Annotated in this window: 20 protein-coding genes; 10 read left to right on the forward strand and 10 right to left on the reverse strand. The window is 58.3% G+C overall.

Annotation, left to right across the window (positions count from 1 at the left end; all coding sequences use genetic code 11):
- Positions 1–112: 112 nt before the first annotated feature.
- Genes lepB through recO form a run of 4 tightly spaced genes read left to right on the forward strand, consistent with a single transcriptional unit; the run spans position 113 to position 3239 of the window.
- On the forward strand, positions 113–859 hold the full coding sequence (gene lepB / locus ABVT35_RS06715) for a signal peptidase I (protein WP_368465506.1): 747 nt from the start codon (positions 113–115) through the stop codon (positions 857–859).
- Positions 856–1563, forward strand: coding sequence for a ribonuclease III (gene rnc, locus ABVT35_RS06720; protein WP_368465507.1), 708 nt, complete (start codon positions 856–858; stop codon positions 1561–1563). The genes lepB and rnc overlap by 4 nt, the downstream gene beginning before the upstream one ends.
- Positions 1560–2483, forward strand: a complete 924-nt coding sequence (gene era, locus ABVT35_RS06725) for a GTPase Era (RefSeq protein ID WP_368465508.1) — start codon at positions 1560–1562, stop codon at positions 2481–2483. The genes rnc and era overlap by 4 nt, the downstream gene beginning before the upstream one ends.
- Positions 2484–2501: 18 nt before the next feature.
- Positions 2502–3239, forward strand: a complete 738-nt coding sequence (gene recO, locus ABVT35_RS06730; protein WP_368465509.1) for a DNA repair protein RecO — start codon at positions 2502–2504, stop codon at positions 3237–3239.
- A gap of 17 nt (positions 3240–3256) precedes the next feature.
- On the opposite strand, the gene ABVT35_RS06735 is transcribed toward recO, so the two are convergent.
- On the reverse strand, positions 3257–4483 hold the full coding sequence (locus tag ABVT35_RS06735; protein WP_368465510.1) for an MFS transporter: 1227 nt from the start codon (positions 4481–4483) through the stop codon (positions 3257–3259).
- 350 nt (positions 4484–4833) lie between these two features.
- Between ABVT35_RS06735 and nadA the strand changes: the two genes are divergently transcribed.
- Genes nadA through nadC form a run of 3 tightly spaced genes read left to right on the forward strand, consistent with a single transcriptional unit; the run spans position 4834 to position 8368 of the window.
- Positions 4834–5913, forward strand: a complete 1080-nt coding sequence (nadA, locus tag ABVT35_RS06740; RefSeq protein WP_368465511.1) for a quinolinate synthase NadA — start codon at positions 4834–4836, stop codon at positions 5911–5913.
- Positions 5914–5915: 2 nt separating this feature from the next.
- A complete protein-coding gene (locus ABVT35_RS06745) occupies positions 5916–7508 on the forward strand; it encodes an L-aspartate oxidase (RefSeq protein WP_368465512.1) in 1593 nt (530 codons plus the stop codon).
- Complete coding sequence (nadC, locus tag ABVT35_RS06750; protein WP_368465513.1) at positions 7505–8368, forward strand: carboxylating nicotinate-nucleotide diphosphorylase; 864 nt, start codon at positions 7505–7507, stop codon at positions 8366–8368. Before ABVT35_RS06745 ends, nadC begins: the two co-directional genes overlap by 4 nt.
- Before the next feature lie 22 nt (positions 8369–8390).
- Here nadC and ABVT35_RS06755 read toward each other — a convergent pair whose 3' ends face one another.
- The 9 genes from ABVT35_RS06755 to ABVT35_RS06795 all read right to left on the reverse strand — a co-directional run bounded on the left by ABVT35_RS06755 (position 8391) and on the right by ABVT35_RS06795 (position 14596).
- Positions 8391–9371, reverse strand: a complete 981-nt coding sequence (locus tag ABVT35_RS06755; RefSeq protein ID WP_368465514.1) for an NAD regulator — start codon at positions 9369–9371, stop codon at positions 8391–8393.
- A 5-nt stretch (positions 9372–9376) separates the two neighbouring features.
- Positions 9377–9892 (reverse strand): tyrosine phosphatase family protein, encoded by a 516-nt coding sequence (locus ABVT35_RS06760; protein WP_368465515.1) that lies wholly within the window; start codon positions 9890–9892, stop codon positions 9377–9379.
- 15 nt (positions 9893–9907) lie between these two features.
- A complete protein-coding gene (locus tag ABVT35_RS06765; RefSeq protein ID WP_368465516.1) occupies positions 9908–10531 on the reverse strand; it encodes a YfbR-like 5'-deoxynucleotidase in 624 nt (207 codons plus the stop codon).
- A gap of 5 nt (positions 10532–10536) precedes the next feature.
- On the reverse strand, positions 10537–11385 hold the full coding sequence (locus ABVT35_RS06770; protein ID WP_368465517.1) for a folate-binding protein YgfZ: 849 nt from the start codon (positions 11383–11385) through the stop codon (positions 10537–10539).
- 69 nt (positions 11386–11454) lie between these two features.
- The gene (locus ABVT35_RS06775) at positions 11455–12222 is read right to left on the reverse strand and encodes a hypothetical protein (protein ID WP_368465518.1); all 768 of its coding nucleotides are present in this window, start codon (positions 12220–12222) and stop codon (positions 11455–11457) included.
- 40 nt (positions 12223–12262) lie between these two features.
- Entirely contained in the window at positions 12263–12523 is a 261-nt protein-coding gene (locus tag ABVT35_RS06780) for a hypothetical protein (protein ID WP_368465519.1), read from the reverse strand.
- Between the two features lie 99 nt (positions 12524–12622).
- On the reverse strand, positions 12623–13006 hold the full coding sequence (locus ABVT35_RS06785) for a TIGR02301 family protein (protein WP_368465520.1): 384 nt from the start codon (positions 13004–13006) through the stop codon (positions 12623–12625).
- 42 nt (positions 13007–13048) lie between these two features.
- Entirely contained in the window at positions 13049–14047 is a 999-nt protein-coding gene (locus ABVT35_RS06790) for a DUF3179 domain-containing protein (RefSeq protein WP_368465521.1), read from the reverse strand.
- A gap of 99 nt (positions 14048–14146) precedes the next feature.
- Positions 14147–14596 (reverse strand): NUDIX hydrolase, encoded by a 450-nt coding sequence (locus ABVT35_RS06795; RefSeq protein ID WP_368465522.1) that lies wholly within the window; start codon positions 14594–14596, stop codon positions 14147–14149.
- Between the two features lie 109 nt (positions 14597–14705).
- Here ABVT35_RS06795 and ABVT35_RS06800 point away from each other — a divergent pair, with 109 nt between their 5' ends.
- From ABVT35_RS06800 to ABVT35_RS06810, 3 genes are read left to right on the forward strand one after another with little or no spacing between them, the layout of a single operon-like run.
- Positions 14706–15263 carry a DUF2799 domain-containing protein gene (locus ABVT35_RS06800; protein ID WP_368465524.1) on the forward strand — a complete coding sequence of 186 codons (558 nt, stop codon included), beginning with the start codon at positions 14706–14708 and terminating at the stop codon, positions 15261–15263.
- Between the two features lie 5 nt (positions 15264–15268).
- Entirely contained in the window at positions 15269–16030 is a 762-nt protein-coding gene (locus tag ABVT35_RS06805) for an SOS response-associated peptidase (RefSeq protein WP_368465525.1), read from the forward strand.
- Between the two features lie 48 nt (positions 16031–16078).
- Positions 16079–16693 carry a LysE/ArgO family amino acid transporter gene (locus ABVT35_RS06810; RefSeq protein WP_368466290.1) on the forward strand — a complete coding sequence of 205 codons (615 nt, stop codon included), beginning with the start codon at positions 16079–16081 and terminating at the stop codon, positions 16691–16693.
- The last annotated feature ends 71 nt before the right edge of the window (positions 16694–16764 follow it).

A 16764-nucleotide genomic window follows, 5' to 3' on the forward strand; every position in this document is an offset into this window, starting at 1 on the left:
TACTGCCGGTTGACTGGGCTGACAAAGCCACCATCTACAAGGCCGGTTCCATAAACATCGGAATTGCTCTAGTAAGCAGGGCTTATCAGCCAACCGAAGAAGGTTCAAAAGCGTGTCTGAAAAGGTAGAAAAAAAAGAGTCAGCCTTTGGTGAAACTCTAAAGGTCATTGTCCAGGCACTGCTTCTGGCTCTTGTCATCCGCAGTGTGCTGTTTCAGCCCTTTTCAATACCGTCCGGATCTATGATGCCGACGCTCCTGGTTGGTGACTATCTGTTCGTCTCCAAATATGCCTATGGCTATTCGCGCTATTCCTTCCCGTTTTCGCCCAACCTGTTTTCCGGCCGCATCTGGGGCAGCGAGCCCGAGCGCGGCGACATCGTGGTCTTCCGGTTTCCCCGTGATCCGAAGATTGACTACATCAAGCGCGTGGTTGGCCTGCCTGGCGACCGTATCCAGATGATCAACAGTGTGCTTCATATCAACGGCACGCCGGTCAAGCGCGAGAAAGTCGGGACATTCAGCGCCGACGGCAGTTACGGAAGTGAAGTAACGGACGCCGCGGTCTATCGCGAAACGCTGCCCAATGGCGTCTCCTATGACACGCTCGATATCACGCCGAATTCGACGACAGACAACACGCGCGTCTTCCTCGTACCCGAAGGCCACTACTTCATGATGGGCGATAACCGCGACAATTCCGCGGATAGCCGGCTGAATGTGGGTTTCGTGCCGTTTGAGAATCTGGTCGGCCGCGCGGAGATGATTTTCTTCTCAATCGGTGGCGATTCATCGCCGCTCGAATTCTGGAAATGGCCGAGCGAGTTGCGGGTGGGCCGCCTGTTCGAGATGACGGAATGAAGCATAAGAGTGCATTGTCGGATGCGGACCACGCCCGGCTCGCAAAGTTAATCGGGCACTCATTCAGTAACAGGAATCGCCTGGAGCGTGCATTGACGCATTCAAGTGCGCGCAGTGGCGGCAAGGGCAATTACGAGCGCCTGGAATTTCTCGGCGATCGCGTCCTGGGGCTGGTGGTGGCCGAATTGCTGTTTTCACTGTTTCCGGCGGCCAAGGAAGGTGAGCTGTCGGTGCGGCTGAACCAGCTGGTGAGCGCTGAAACCTGCGCCGCCGTTGCCGACGAGCTGGAACTGCACCGTTTTATCCGCACCGGAACCGACATTAAGACCCTCACGGGCAAACGCATGTCCAACGTACGCGCCGATGTGATGGAATCGTTGATTGCAGCCATTTATCTTGACGCCGGCCTTGAGGCGGCGCGCAGCTTCATTCTCAATAACTGGGATGCGCGTGCGCGTGCCTCCGCCGACGCCAGGCGCGATGCAAAAACAGAACTGCAGGAATGGGCACACAGCAAGACCGGCGAAGCGCCTTCCTATGTGATTGTCGAGCGCACAGGACCGGATCACGATCCGCTCTTTACGGTCCGCGTCGAGGTTAAGGGTTATAGCGAAGAAACCGGCAATGGCCGCTCGCGCCGGGCGGCCGAGCAAAGCGCCGCGACAAAACTGCTGGAGCGTGAAGGTATTTGGAGCGCGTCATGACGGATGTTGCGGATAAACAGACGGACCAGCCGACACGTTCGGGCTTTGTCGCGCTGATTGGCGCTCCCAATGCCGGAAAATCGACGCTGCTCAACCACCTGGTCGGGGCCAAGGTTTCCATCGTCAGCCACAAGGTGCAGACAACGCGCTCGCTGGTGCGCGGCATCGTCATTCACGATCACACGCAGATCGTGTTCATCGATACGCCCGGCATATTCAAACCGCGCCGCCGGCTCGACCGGGCCATGGTCACATCTGCCTGGGGCGGGGCGCATGATGCCGACATCATCTTCTTCCTTGTTGATGCGGAACGCGGACTGGTCGGCGATGCGCAAAACATCCTTGAAAGCCTGACCGAGGTCAAACGCCCGAAGATCCTGTTGATCAACAAGATCGACAGGGTGAAACCGGAAGCGCTGCTGGAACTTACCGCGAAGGCAAACGAAACCGTTGCTTTTGATCAGACTTTCATGATCTCGGCCCTTAAGGGGGCGGGCTGCGCCGATGTGCTCGATCATCTGGCCAAAACCCTTCCCGAGGGCCCCTGGTATTACCCGGAGGACCAGATCTCGGATTTGCCCATGCGTCAGCTCGCTGCGGAAATCACCCGGGAAAAACTCTACAACAGGCTTCATCAGGAACTGCCCTACGCCTCCCATGTGGAAACCGAGAAGTGGGAGGAGCGTAAGGACGGCAGCGTCCGGATCGAGCAGATAATCTATGTTCAGCGCGACAGCCAGAAGAAGATCGTCCTTGGCAGGCGGGGTGAAACCATCAAGCACATCAGCCAGAGCGCGCGCAAGGAGCTTGCCGATATCCTCGAGCAGCCGGTCCATCTCTTTTTGTTCGTCAAGGTGCGGGACAATTGGGGCGATGATCCGGAACGTTATCGCGAACTCGGACTTGAATTTCCTTCGTGACAGGGACAGTTTTTCTGCATGGAATGGCAGGATGAAGGAATAGTTCTCGGCGTAAGACGCCACGGCGAAAGCAGTGTCATTGCCGAAATCATGACAAAGGCACATGGCCGTCATCTCGGTCTGGTGCGCGGTGGCCGTTCGCGACGCATGCAGCCGGTGCTGCAGCCGGGAAACAGTGTTTCGGTGATCTGGCGCGCGCGCCTCGACCAGCATCTTGGAAATTATCAGGTGGAGCCGATCGAGCTACGCGCCGCGCGGCTGATGGAATCGGCCACCGCAGTCTACGGTGTCCAGGCAATGGCGGCTCTGTTACGGCTGCTTCCCGAACGTGACCCCCACCCGCACCTCTATGAGGCGCTGGGCATTATCCTTGAAAACCTTCATGACCCGGCAAGCGCTGGCGAACTCTTTGTGCGTTTCGAACTTGCCATGCTGGAGGATCTGGGTTTCGGACTGGATCTTGCCCGTTGCGCGGCGACCGGATCGCAACGGGAATTGACTTTCGTTTCGCCAAAATCCGGCCGCGCGGTCAGCCGCGACGCCGGTCTCCCATGGGCCGACAAGATGCTGGTTCTGCCCGAATTCCTGGCTGACGGGAGCAAACAGTCGGCCGAGCCAGACAGCCTGTCAGAAGCCTTTCGCCTCACCGGTTATTTCCTTCAGCGCCACGTCTACGAACCACGTGGCATCGATATGCCGGATGCCCGGTCCGGATTCATACAGGCGGCGCTCAAGGCACTTGCCGCAAGCTCCTGAACTTGCTCGCTGAAAATCTATTCAGCCGGAACCGGCACATCGCGCGGCACCGCCTGCTCGCGGATCGGCCAGTGGACGATGGCGGCGAACAGGCCAAGCGCAACGCCCAGCCACCAGACCGGATCGTACGTGCCGAACAGGTCGTACAGATAGCCGCCCAGCCAAACACCGAGGAAAGAGCCCACCTGATGGGAAAAGAAGACGATACCGCCCAGCATACCCAGATGACGGGTACCGAACATGATCGCGACAAGCGCGTTGGTCGGCGGCACGGTAGACAGCCACAATAGTCCCATGACGATTGAAAAGACGATGACCGAGGTGGCGCTTTGCGGCAACAGCAGGAAAAGCGTCACAGCTATGGAACGGCTGACGTAAAGGCCGACGAGAAACATCGGTTTGGAATGGCGCTGCCCGATGACGCCGGCTGCAAGCGAACCGATAATGTTAAAGAAACCGATCAGCGCGATGCCGATCACCGCGTAATTGGCGGCAACGCCGATGTCGCCGATATAGGCGGGAAAATGCGCAGTGATGAACGCCACCTGGAAACCGCAGACGAAAAATCCCGCCGTCAGCAGAAGAAAGCTGTTGTGGCTGAATGCTTCGCGCAGTGCTTCCTTCACAGTCTGGTCGATCTCGCTCTGAGACTGGGTGCCCGACTGCGCATTGCCGCGCAAAACGGCTGCAAAGACCGGCACCACGAGCATGGCAATGGCAAGATAGACAAGTGCGTCAGACCAGCCGACGGTGCTGATCAGGCCCTGTGTGATCGGTGCAAACAGGAACATACCGGCGGACCCGGCGGCGGTTCCAAGGCCGAAGGCAAATGAGCGGTCTTCTGGCGCTACATTGCGGGCAAAGGCCGCCAGAATAATACCGAACGAGCCTGCCGCGACACCAAGCCCCACGAGGACGCCACCGCCAAGATAAAGAAGGGTAGGCGCGTCTGCGACAGCCATCATGTAGAGCCCGCCGGCATAAAGCAGCGCTGAAAGCGCCAGCACACGCCAGGTTCCGAACCGGTCCGCGATGGCCCCGAATACCGGTTGGCCAAGACCCCAGCACAGGTTCTGAATTGCCATGGCGAGACCGAAAGTCGTTCGATCCCATCCCGTGTCGGCGAGCATTGGAAGCTGGAAAAATCCCATCGCCGAGCGCGGACCGAATGTCAGTGCGGCAATGAGGCAGCCGGCGGCGATGATGAGCCAGGGAAAGTCTGCTTTTGCTGTTTTCGTGGTCATGAACGCCCCCAAAGATCAGAACACATAGCGCAGCGGCGCAATGGTTCCACATACGACAACGCATTTTCGATAAACGTTGAACAAAATTATGGGGCGCCGGCTGTTTGTGTCAAAGCAGCATTATTGAGCAATCCATCAAGAAAATTGATCAAACGGAAAAGTTGCATCTGCTCATATTAATTGTCGCACCCAGCCTCATACGGCTTGCAAATAAGCCTCAGGAGGCCTATGTAAATTCTATCCGGCGTTGCCGGTTTTCATTTTGCCGTACTTATGCTCAAGTTGAGCAAAAGATAATCAAACGGTCAAATTGGCAGCGAAGAGCAGAGACTGGCAAAGGAGGGGCGAATATGAACGTGCTCCACAAAGCAAACGAAGAATGGTCTGGAAAACCCACACCATCAGCCGCAGAGCGGTTTGGCCTGCTCGACATGCCGGACCTGAAATATACGCCGGCAGTCGCCAGGGAGACCGAGCATCTTTATGAGCGGGTCAAGGATCATATTCCGGCGATCGAATGGCCGATATTCGCGCCTTACATTCACGCGATCAACCGCCTGAAAAAGGAACGCGGCGCCGTCATACTGGCGCACAACTATCAGACCCCCGAGATCTTCCACTGCGTTTCCGACATTGTCGGCGACAGCCTGCAGCTCGCCCGCGAGGCCGGGAATGTCGATGCCGACATCATCGTGCAGTGTGGCGTGCATTTCATGGCTGAGACATCGAAGCTGCTCAATCCCGAAAAGACCGTTCTCATACCTGACGTCAAGGCCGGGTGTTCGCTATCTGAATCGATCACCGGTGCAGATGTGCGGCGGCTGAAAGAAGCCAACCCGGGTGTTCCGGTTGTCACCTATGTCAACACCTCGGCGGACGTCAAAGCCGAAACGGATATCTGCTGCACCTCGTCGAATGCACTTGCCATTGTCGAGAGCCTGGACGAAGACACGGTGCTTTGTATTCCGGACGAATATCTTGCCATGAACATCGCAAAGCAGACGTCAAAGAAAATTCTGACATGGAAGGGGCATTGCGAGGTGCATGAGCGCTTCACCGCCGACGAGCTGCTTGCCTACAAGGAAGCCGATCCCACGATCCAGATCATCGGACACCCTGAGTGCCATCCGGATGTGATCGATGTCTGCGACTATTCGGGTTCGACCTCCGGCATGATCAACTACGTCAAGGACGAACGTCCGCAGAAGGTTCTGCTGGTTACCGAATGTTCCATGGCTTCCAACATCGAGGCTGAAACGCCGGGTGTGGAGTTCATAAAGCCGTGTAACCTCTGCCCGCATATGAAACGCATTACGCTGCCGAAGATCCTCGATAGCCTCGTTTACATGAAGGAAGAGGTTACGGTGGATCCGGTGATTGCCGACCGCGCGCGCCGGGCTGTGGAACGCATGGTCAATTTGGGCAAATAAAAATGTCTGCCTTTTCGCCGCATTCCTGGGCCGGCATCGACGACGTTGTCATTGTCGGTGGCGGTCTTGCCGGGCTCTTTTGCGCGCTCAAGCTGGCGCCGCGGCCCGTTTCGGTGCTTGCTGCCGCGCCCATTGGCAAGGGTGCATCTTCCGCCTGGGCACAGGCCGGCATAGCCGCTGCGGTCAGCGAAGGCGATACGATCGAAAAGCACTTTCAGGACACCGTTGCCGCCGGTGCGGGCATCGTCGATGAAAAGATCGCCCACAGCATGATTGCTGAAGGCCCGGCTCGCATTGAGGACTTGCTTTCCTATGGCGTTCCGTTCGACCGGGATCTCGAAGGCCGCCTGGCGCTGTCGCGAGAAGCCGCGCACAGCGAGAAGCGAGTGGTCGGCGTTCGCGGAGACATGGCCGGGCAGGCCATCATGGAAACACTGATCGCAACGGTGCACAAAACCCCGTCCATACGCCTGCTCGAGGGCTATGTCGTCGAAAAGATCCTGACGGAAGGCCGCTATGTTTCAGGGGTGGTGGCGCGGCCCGACATGGGCAAATCGAAAAGCAGGCTCGCATTTCCCACCCGTGCCGTGGTGCTTTGTTCCGGAGGCATAGGGCACCTTTATTCGGTCACCACAAATCCGGGCCAGTCACGCGGAGGCGGCACCGGCATGGCGGCGCAGGCCGGCGCGGTCATTGCCGATCCGGAATTCGTACAATTCCACCCTACTGCTATCAATGTCGGCCGCGATCCGGCGCCGCTTGCAACCGAAGCACTGCGCGGCGATGGCGCCGTCCTTGTCAATGAAGCGGGTCACCGGTTCATGGCCGACCTACATCGGGATGCGGAACTGGCACCCCGCGATGTCGTAGCACGCGGTATCTTCACTGAAGTCCAGGCTGGACGCGGCGCGTTTCTCGACGCCACAAAGGCGATCGGCGATCATTTTGCCGAACGTTTTCCGACGGTCTACAGATATTGCCGTGAAGCGGGCATCGATCCGGTGAGCCAGCCAATTCCCGTTGTTCCGGCTGCCCACTACCACATGGGCGGTGTTTTGACCGACGCGGACGGGCGGACAACTCTCGACGGTCTTTGGGCGGCCGGCGAGGTAACCTCGACCGGTGCCCACGGCGCAAATCGGCTGGCCTCTAATTCACTGCTCGAGGCCGTCGTTTTCGCAGGAAGAATAGCCGAGGACATCCAGGGCCTGCTGCCCGCATCGAAATGCGACAACTGGGCCAGCCCTGCCGATGAATCCGACGATGTCGTCACCGAAAGCGACAGCCCGCAGATGCAGCGTCTGCGAAAGACCATGAGCGCCTGTGCAGGTGTGGTCAGAGACAGGGGCGGCTTGACGAGTGCTGCCAGAACCATAGCCGAGCTTGAGGAAACCAACCGCAAGGCCCGCTTCGGCAACATGCTGACGACTGCGAAAATGGTGGTGGCCGGCGCGCTGCAGCGCGAGGAAAGCAGGGGCGGGCACTACCGGGCCGACATGCCCGAAGCCAGGAACGAATGGCAAAGGCGAACCTATCTTTCCTTGAGCGATGCGGACAGGATCATCGCGAATGCTGCTGAAAAGGTTGCCGCATGACGGGAAAAAGACCGCCGGCGTTATCGCCACTGCTTATCGATGAGAAGGTGCGTTCGGCTCTTGATGAAGATCTCGGGCGGGCCGGCGATATCACAAGCCAGGCAACGATTGATCCTGAGGCAACGGCCATTGCCGCGATTTCCACCCGCGAGGACGGTGTTGTTGCCGGTCTGCCTCTTGTCGTCGCTGCGTTCAGGGTGATGGATCCTGAGGTGACGATAGAACTGGAGAGCGCTGACGGGCGAACAGTCTCGGCGGGCAGTGTTCTTGTGCGAGTGGAGGGCAATGCCAGGGCAATGCTGGCTGCTGAACGGGTGGCGCTGAATTTTCTGATGCATCTGTCGGGCATTGCCACACTGACCGCTGCGTACGCTGCTGAAATATCCCACACCGAGGCTCGCGTGTGCTGCACCCGCAAGACCATCCCGGGCCTGCGCGTTCTGGAAAAATATGCCGTTCGTTGCGGCGGAGGGTCCAACCATCGCTTCGGCCTCGATGATGCGGTGCTGATCAAGGACAATCATATTGCCATTGCAGGCGGCGTCGCAAAGGCGGTAGAGGCCGCGAAAGCCCATGTTGGACACCTGGTCAAGGTTGAAGTTGAAGTCGACACACTCAGCCAGCTCGAAGAGGCATTGAACGCCGGTCCGGACGCGGTGCTTCTCGACAACATGTCGCCCAAGGTGCTTGAAGAGGCCGTGGCGATCAATGCCGGCCGAGCAAGGCTCGAAGCCTCCGGTAACATCGACCTGACGACAATTAAAGCCGTGGCTGAATCAGGCGTTGACTACATCTCCACCTCAAAAATCACAATGGCCGCCCCGACGCTGGATGTCGGGCTGGATATCAGGATCCGGTAAGTGCCGTCTGCTTCGGATCTGTTTAACGCCCGCCGACCTTGATGCCGGGTGCGGGTCGTTCATCGAGTATTTTTCTTCGAAAGCGGTAGAGCGCAGCCGGCCGCCCGCCCGTTGCGGTGCTTGTAGCCCCGGTCGTTTCAACCAGTTCCGCGCCTTCGACAAGCCGGCGGAAATTCTGCTTGTGCAGATGGCGGCCGGAAATCGCCTCCACGGTTGACTGCAGCGCGGTCAGGGTGAATTCGGGCGGCATCAGTTCGAAGATGACGGGACGGTATTTGAGCTTGCCGCGCAGGCGCGCCATGGCGGTTGCCAGAATGCGCCTGTGATCAAGGCGCATCGGGCGCCCGAGAGGGGACGAAAATCCGGTTTTTGCTACCCGTCCGTCACTGACTGCTTCCTCGACCAGCCCGGCTTCGTAGAGGAGTTCGTAGCGTTCCAGGACGCGTTCTTCATCCCACGGAAAATCAACGTCGCCAAACGCAAGCCGCAGCCGCGAATGCCGGTTGGGCAGGCGGCCGATTTCATCCGCATGGGGCTGCTTTGCCCATTTCTTCAATGCCGGAACGATGGTCGTATCGAGCATCTCGGGACGGCCGGCGCGCCAGTCCTCCCAGGGCAGGTAGCCGTACCAGTCACTCCAGTGCGCACCGCTGCGTTCCAGGGTTCCGGTTTGCTCTCCATCGTTGCGGGTCAGGGCCAGATAGCCGACCGACACGAAATGCGGTCCGATATCGTCCGGTTGCTTGTGCCGGCCGCGGTCGCCGAATGTATAAAGCTGCTCGACATAGCCGAGATGCAGCGCCGTTTGCGCTTCGACCGAGGCGCGAAGACCGGTTTCAAACGTCCGGTGCAACAAGGGGTCGAATGAGCCGAGCGGCAGCCCGTCCGGCAATGCGGCATCGGTCGCGTCGCTGGAAACGACCAGTATTTGAGGGTGGCTGCCCTCGACCGTGACGATTGCCGCATTCAGTCCGATTTCAACGGCTGTCGAACCCACCACCATGTGTACTAAAGCTCCAGCGGCATGATGAACGGCATTCCCTCAAAGGCTTCGGCACCGCGTCCGATGTGATCGACCGCGGCTACCATCCGTCCTTTGCGCTCAAGCGTCCTGTCGGCCAGCATGATCATACGGGCGTTAGGGGTCGCGGACGGAGAACGCTGCCGCAGTTCCAATGCCAGTTCCATTTCATCGGCTTCGGGATTGAGGGCGGAGGCGATGATGTACGCCGCTGCTGTCGATCTTGAAATTCCCATCCAGCAATGGATGAGCAGTGGGGCTGATCTGTCCCATTCCTGCGCGAAGTCAATCAGGCGTGCAATGTGATGCTCCTCGGGCGCATGCAATCCATCGACCTTGATGCTGATGTCGTTCATATCAAGGAACAGGTGACGGTCCGGCCGGATACCTGGTGGGCGTTGCACGTCGTTTTCCGACGACAGCAACGTGACCATTTCGCGTGCTTCATGCAGCTTGGCTGTCGGAACGAGATGGGACAGCGAACAAACGACAAGGTGAGGCATATGGAGTTCGTTTCCTCAGGCGCGCTTTGCGGACAGACCGCGGCACGCTTCGATTTCTTCAAACCGCCGGACAAAGGCCCGCTGGACCTTTGTTGCGGGAAGCGGTTCAAGGCTAACCATATCACGGGTAATCCCGCGAGGTCGTCCGAAAAGTTTCGCAGCTTCCGTCTCTGAAAACCCTGCAAGGGCAACCGCCTCGAAGAAAGCGGAAATCCTGTCTGCCCGCTTGATCTGCGCCTTAAGCGTCTTTGGTATGGAAGGTGGCAGGGAAAAACGTAAATGCACAGCTTCTTCAAGGCGTTGTTCGACTTTCTTGTAGTCGCCTCCAACGATTGCCTTGAAGGGAGATATCATGTCTCCGATGACGTATTCCGGCGCGTCGTGCAAAAGCGCGATCAGACATTCATTGGCGCTTGCCGCGGGGCGCAGTTTCAGGAAGATCTGCTCGACCACCAGCGAGTGCTGTGCAACCGAAAAGGCGTGTGCACCCGTCGTCTGGCCGTTCCAGCGCGCCACGCGTGCCAATCCGTGCGCGATGTCCGAAATTTCGACATCAAGCGGCGATGGGTCCAGAAGGTCGAGTCTGCGGCCAGATAACATCCTTTGCCATGCCCGTGGGGAAGGAGAGCCTGATGGCATGAATTTCAGACCTCTTTTGCTGCATCGGCGGTTGGGAAGCTAAGCCCCGTCCAGGCAGGCAGTGATGCGGCAACGGCCACGTCACCGGCCATAAGCGGTACATTCCCGTCCACAGCCGAGGCTATCTTGTCGACGCGGGCAAGCGCCAGCGCCGTGGTTCCGGAAACTGTTCCAAGCGTGCCGATATTGCGGCCCGCCGATGTCAGTGCGGTGCCCGTTGCGGGCAGGGGAGCCTTGGCGTGCAATATTACAATGCGCCGCCGCGCCATTGCCCGGTGCTGCATGCGCGATACGACTTCCTGGCCGACAAAACACCCTTTCTTGAAAGAGACCCCATCATTGAGATCGAGCAATACGTCGTGCGGAAAGGCATCCGACAGCGCGTAGTCGGCTTGCGCCTCGGCAACGCCGTTTTCCACCCGCAGGCGGTCGTAGTCTTCCTGCGAAGCAGTGGCCGGGCGGACAGGCCCATAGGTGCGGAAGACCGGTGTGTCGCCTCTGAATCTGCTATCAACCAGGAAATCCGGCTCACGACTGGTGTCCCAGACCGCGTGAACTGATTGATCTTCGATGGTTTCGAAGTCGGCCTTTGCGCGCAGCCGGTACATGGTCATGCGCTGCACGAACCCGGCAATCTGATCGCGATTCATGTCGAACAGAAAGCGGTTCGATCCGTCGCGCGAAATCAAAAACGCGAACATGATCTTGCCCTGGGGCGTTAAAAGCGCGCCCGGACGCGCGACACCGTCCGGCAGGTCATCAACACCGCAGGAAATGACATCCTGCAGCAAGGACTGCGCGTCTTCGCCGGTTATACCGACCAGACCCCGGTTTTCGAGTGCCAGACACTTCATATTATTCCTGTTTCTCCGTTTTCGAAGAATCAGTAGGTAGTCCGAGAGTGAAGCCTGGGCAAGGGGGATCTAGTCACCGGCGACAAAGAACTTCCACTCGCCATCAGGGTCGATGGCCGTGCGGTAGAAGATATAGGCGCCGAAGGCCTTCATGTCCTCGTAGTCCCCGGCCGTTATGATGCGATAAAGTTCAACCTTCTGGCGGTCGGTGAGATGATCCAGCGGCATCGAGTAGAAATAGGGCCAGATATAAGCCTCCGTCGGCTCGCCCTGGTCAACGTGAACATAGCCGGCGCTGAATATATCGAGCAGGATTGCAAGGAGTTCCTGTCCTTCCCCGTCTCCTGAAATTTCCTTCAGGAATTCGATGGGGTCGCCCTCGTAGCCGCCGATCGATAGTTGCGTGCGCGTGACGCCGGTGCCAAGAAGCGGACGCAGGGCTTCGACATTGCCTTTTTCGGCGGCTGCGACGATCAATGCGCGCATGCGGCGCACCGGTTCCGGGAGTTTTGAAAGGTCGTAAAGCACGTCGACCTTTTCAACCGTTACCGGGTGTATTTCCTCGTCGGTGACGTCGGTCTCGAGCGTGTCGCCGAATTCTCCATCCGGGACGGGAATTCCGGTTGCTTCGTCGGTGGACGTTTCGTTTCCCCCGACGCCGGTCTTTGCGTCGCCGATCTCGCTGAGTGCCAGGAGTTCGCGGCGTGAGGAAGATTGCGTCTCTTCGGTGAAGGGCGGTGCGATTGCGCCTGTCGCCGGCCCGGCCATGCAAAGACCAAGCAGCAGACACGCTGTCATCCCGGCCGGATTGTGTCCGGTTCCTCCCGCAAAAGGCATGCCTGCAACAGCTCCCTGTGCATTGCCGGCACGATCTGAGTTACTGAATCAGACGTTCCGGTGAGAATTCACCTGTCAGCATGCGCCGCTTTAGGTCTTCAAGCATTGCCTCTGTCGCATCCTCGCCAAACAGTTTGATGGTTTCCCTCATAACAGTGACAAAGGCCGCATCGGCAATTATTTCCGGCTCGATGCCGTCAGCAACACCTTCCGCCCAGGCTTCGTTCTGATGCTCGAGCGCGGTTTGCATTTTTTCGTAGACGATCATCTCGTCGATTTCGGACAAGGTTGTTTCCGTCATATCACCACCTGGAGATTTCATCTCCACTACTTCCCGAAAACAACGTAACACGCAATCAATATTAAAAGCGGCACAGTAAGAGATCAGGTTAACAGATTACTAATTTCCGTAGCGCGCAATTATCTCGGATGCAAGCTCCAGCCCCTGCTTGCGGTAAAGTTCTTCCGCTTCTATTGCCACGCTGTTGCATTTTCGATGCACCGAGGCGAATGACCGGTAGCCTTTGTTGAAGGCGGCGATGAACCGCGCGCGCCGCTCCGGGTCGCGTGCTTCAAGATCAATCAGCTCCTGCATTTTCGCCCGCCAGCCTTCATCGGACTGAAGGCAAAGGGTGCGCAGATAGTGCACAGAACCGACGATTTCCGACAGCCGGATCAGCCGCTCTTCATAGGGCGGTTCGACTGTCTGGGCCGACGATGCCATGGCGCAAACCAGCACAAAACCTGCAACAAGCACCGACGTGATCACGTTTGGACGTTTCATGGCACTTGGCTAACACACTTCGTGGTGAGGCCAAAGGCCTGTCTATTCGCCCGCCGCCTTTTCGATCTGCGTGCCGGGCAGGAATGCATTGGCGACAAAGGCGAATGTGACGTCGTAGGGCACATCCTCGCCGCCGCGCTGGACGATGATGTTGCCGACGTCGCGGCCGGCGGCGATACGTCCGCTGTCGAGAGCAGATGATTGCCCGATTTCCCAGGAAATCGTCAGGCCTTGGCGCTTGAGCGGACCTTCTTCGCGCACCTTGAGCATGGAGACGACAATGGGTTCGACCTTGTCGCGAACAACGACGACCCGCGCCATGGGGTGAATATCCTTGGGCAACTCGCCCGAAAACAGGAACGGCCGATTCAGCGTGTCGTATCCCTGATAGGGATTGGCACCGTAATTGCGCATGCGCGGATTGTTTGGAATCAGCACCTTTCCGTTTGGATGGCGGTTCTTGAAGTTCTTCCAGGATTCGAGCCTTGAGGGCACCAGAGCCAGTTTCGTGCCGGTCTTTTCGCCGGCGATGGCTTCGCCGGTAAACTGCTGCCACCAGCTTTCAGTCCGCCGGTCATACATGACGAGATCCGAATTGCGCAGCTTTCCGGTTGTGCCGAACGTGTCTGCCTTGCCTTCAACACGCCGGTCGAAAACAAGGGCTGCATTGCAGAGCGGACAATAGGTAACGGTAACCGGCATGCCGCCAACCGTGTCGTTGACGATCTCATGCCACATCAGAATCTGCAGCGGATAGGCGCGCGCATCGCCGGCGATTTCCAGGCCGATCACCGGTTCCAGCTCCGCGAGATCCGTCATCTCCGCAACGGCCACGAATTCGGGGTTGTCGATGGAGGGAATTCCATCCTTCGGCGGCCCGCCCGAGAGGATTTCATTGTAGTCGACGGAGTGTTTGGAAAAATCTGTCGACCAGCCTTGCTGCGACCATGATGAGGGATCGGCAACGGATGGGCCGGTCACGAGCAACAGGCACAATAGCGCGCCGGCGCCGTGCCGGATTATCGAATTGATGGCGGCCATGCGTAATCCTCCGGATCTGCTCAGGCCGCAATCTAGCAGCGTGAAAGGTCCTGCAGCCACTCACTGGTGCTCACATTTAATTGAAGCAGGAACCCGTGCTCAGGCCTGCATGGACGGCACAGACAGTTCTGACACCAATCCGTTGATTTCGATATATTCGATGCACTCCAGAACGCTGGGCGGCGTTTTCAGACCCTTGATCTCCTCAACCGTAAACCAGCCGACAGCCGCAGCGTCATCAGCGGCAACCGCCTCTTGATGATCTTCCGCGTCGACAAGATGAACGGCGAGCACATAGTGGCTTTCGACAACGCCGTCAGGATCCCGCGCGATAAGATCGTAGAGACGGAATAACCGCGCATTGCTGCCGGCAATCCCGGTTTCTTCCCGCAGTTCCCGCAATGCCGCCTCGGCGAGCTGTTCGCCGGCCTCGACCTTGCCGCCGGGAAACGCATAGTCGCCGATCGACCTGCCCGAACCGCGCAGCACCATCAGATAACGGTCGTCACGTTTCAGGATACAGGACACAGCGATCCGGGGATAAGCCATAGTTCAATTTCCCTTTGTAGGTTTCCCTGTCTAGTTTGGATTTGCGATCCGTCCACCGCGAATCATCTTATTGAAGAATCTGAATCGACAACAATCCGAGAATATTCCTATGCGATCCACCCGACTAAGTGCCGCGACGTCTATTTTGATCATCCCGCTGGTTCTTTCGGCATGTGCAACGCTGAACGAGGCCGAGTGTCAAACCGCCAACTGGCGTGACCTTGGCCAGCGCGATGGCCAGCAGGGCAGGGCATCATCCTACATCGTCGAGCATGAAAAGGCCTGCGCCCGTTACGGCACACCGGTTGACGGTCAGAGCTGGCGTGCCGGCTGGGAAGTGGGAATCCGGCAGTTTTGCTCGCCGCAAAACGGCCTTCAGGTCGGTCGGGAAGGCAAATATTACGCGCAGTCCTGTCCGGCCGACGTGGCACCCGGTTTTCTCAGGACCTATGCGGTCGGGAAGCGGGTGTATGACGCAAGAACCGAGCGGGATCGCATTCGCAGCGATATCGACGATCTCAACCGATCGGTCACCGACGCCAAGGACGACCAGGAACGCTCCCGGCTGCAGACGCAACTGATCCTCAAGCAGAACGAATTGTATCTGGCGCAGCAGCGCCTCACTGACGCTGAACTTGAAGCCGACCGGCTCACCTATCAGAGATAGCTACCATGTGCGGGCGGTTCTCATTGACGTCTTCCATCGATGCCCTGCAGGCATTCTTCGAGCTTGCAGAGCTGGAACGGCACGAACCGCGCTACAACATAGCGCCAACCCAACCCATCATGATGGTGATTGCCGGCGACAACGCGGCTCTGCCCCATGGCCGCAACATGCCCGACCGCAGATCGCTTTTGGTGCGCTGGGGCCTGCTGCCCTCCTGGGTGAAGGATCCGCGCGATTTTCCGCTGATCATCAATGCGCGTTCCGAAACGGCGTTGAGCAAGGCCTCTTTCCGCGGGCCCATGCGCCATTTCCGCACGCTCGTTCCGGCATCCGGGTTTTATGAATGGCAAAGGGAGGGGCGGGCCAGGCCGCAAGCCTATTGGGTGCGGCCGCGCCATGGCGGCCTCGTTGCCTTTGCAGGTATTCTGGATTCGCTGTTGGCGCCCGACGGATCGGAAATAGACACGGGCGCAATACTGACCACACAGGCCACTGAGACCATCAGCCATATCCATCATCGCATGCCGGTGGTCATCCAGCCGGAAGATTTCAACCGCTGGCTTGATTGCAAGACGCAGGAGCCGCGCCACGTTGCCGATCTCATGAAGCCCGCCGACCCGGATTTTTTCGAGGCGATTCCGGTCTCCGACAAAGTCAACAAGGTCGCCAATATGGGCCCCGAGCTCCAGGAAGCCGTTGAAATATCTCCCGAGGCGCTGCCCGAATCGGCTAAGAACCCTGATGATGATCAGATGTCGCTCTTTTGACCGATGCGACCTTCCTAACAACATGGTGTCGGCATGTTTGACCACCCGGTGACCGGAGCGGCAGTGGCGGGATTTCTTCTCGGCGGGTCGCTGATAATTGCGATCGGTGCGCAGAACGCTTTCATCTTGCGCCAGGGCCTTGTGCGCTCCCATGTGTTTGTCGTCTGCCTGATCGGCGCGCTTTCAGATGCACTGCTGATTGCCGCCGGTGTTGCAGGGCTTGGAACGATTGTCGCCCGCTCCCCCGTCCTAATCAGCGTCGTCACGCTCGGTGGTGCATTGTTCCTATTCGGCTATGCGTTCCTGGCATTTAGACGTGCGCTGCATCCGCATGGGCTGGAGGCGGCCAAAAGAACGGCCGGAAGCTTCTGGGCGGCTGTTACGACATGTCTTGCGCTGACGTTTCTTAATCCGCACGTCTATCTCGACACCGTCCTTTTGATCGGCGGGCTTTCGGGCGGTTATGAGGGAACAGCGCGGCTGGCATTCGGCCTTGGGGCGGGCGTTGCATCCTTCGTCTGGTTTTTCGGCCTTGGCTATGGCGCAAGGCTGCTTGCCCCGTTTTTTGCCAAGCCAATTGCCTGGCGTGTCCTCGACGTGCTCATCGGGCTGGTGATGGCATTTCTTGCTATCGGTCTTCTCGCGCGGTTTTTCGGTGAATAGATTCAAGCCACAACATGACTTGACGTTGCCTGCGCAAGCGGCGATAAGTTGCCCCATGAAAACGCTTCGCG

The organism is Hoeflea sp. TYP-13 (assembly GCF_040932035.1).
GTDB lineage: Bacteria > Pseudomonadota > Alphaproteobacteria > Rhizobiales > Rhizobiaceae > Hoeflea_A.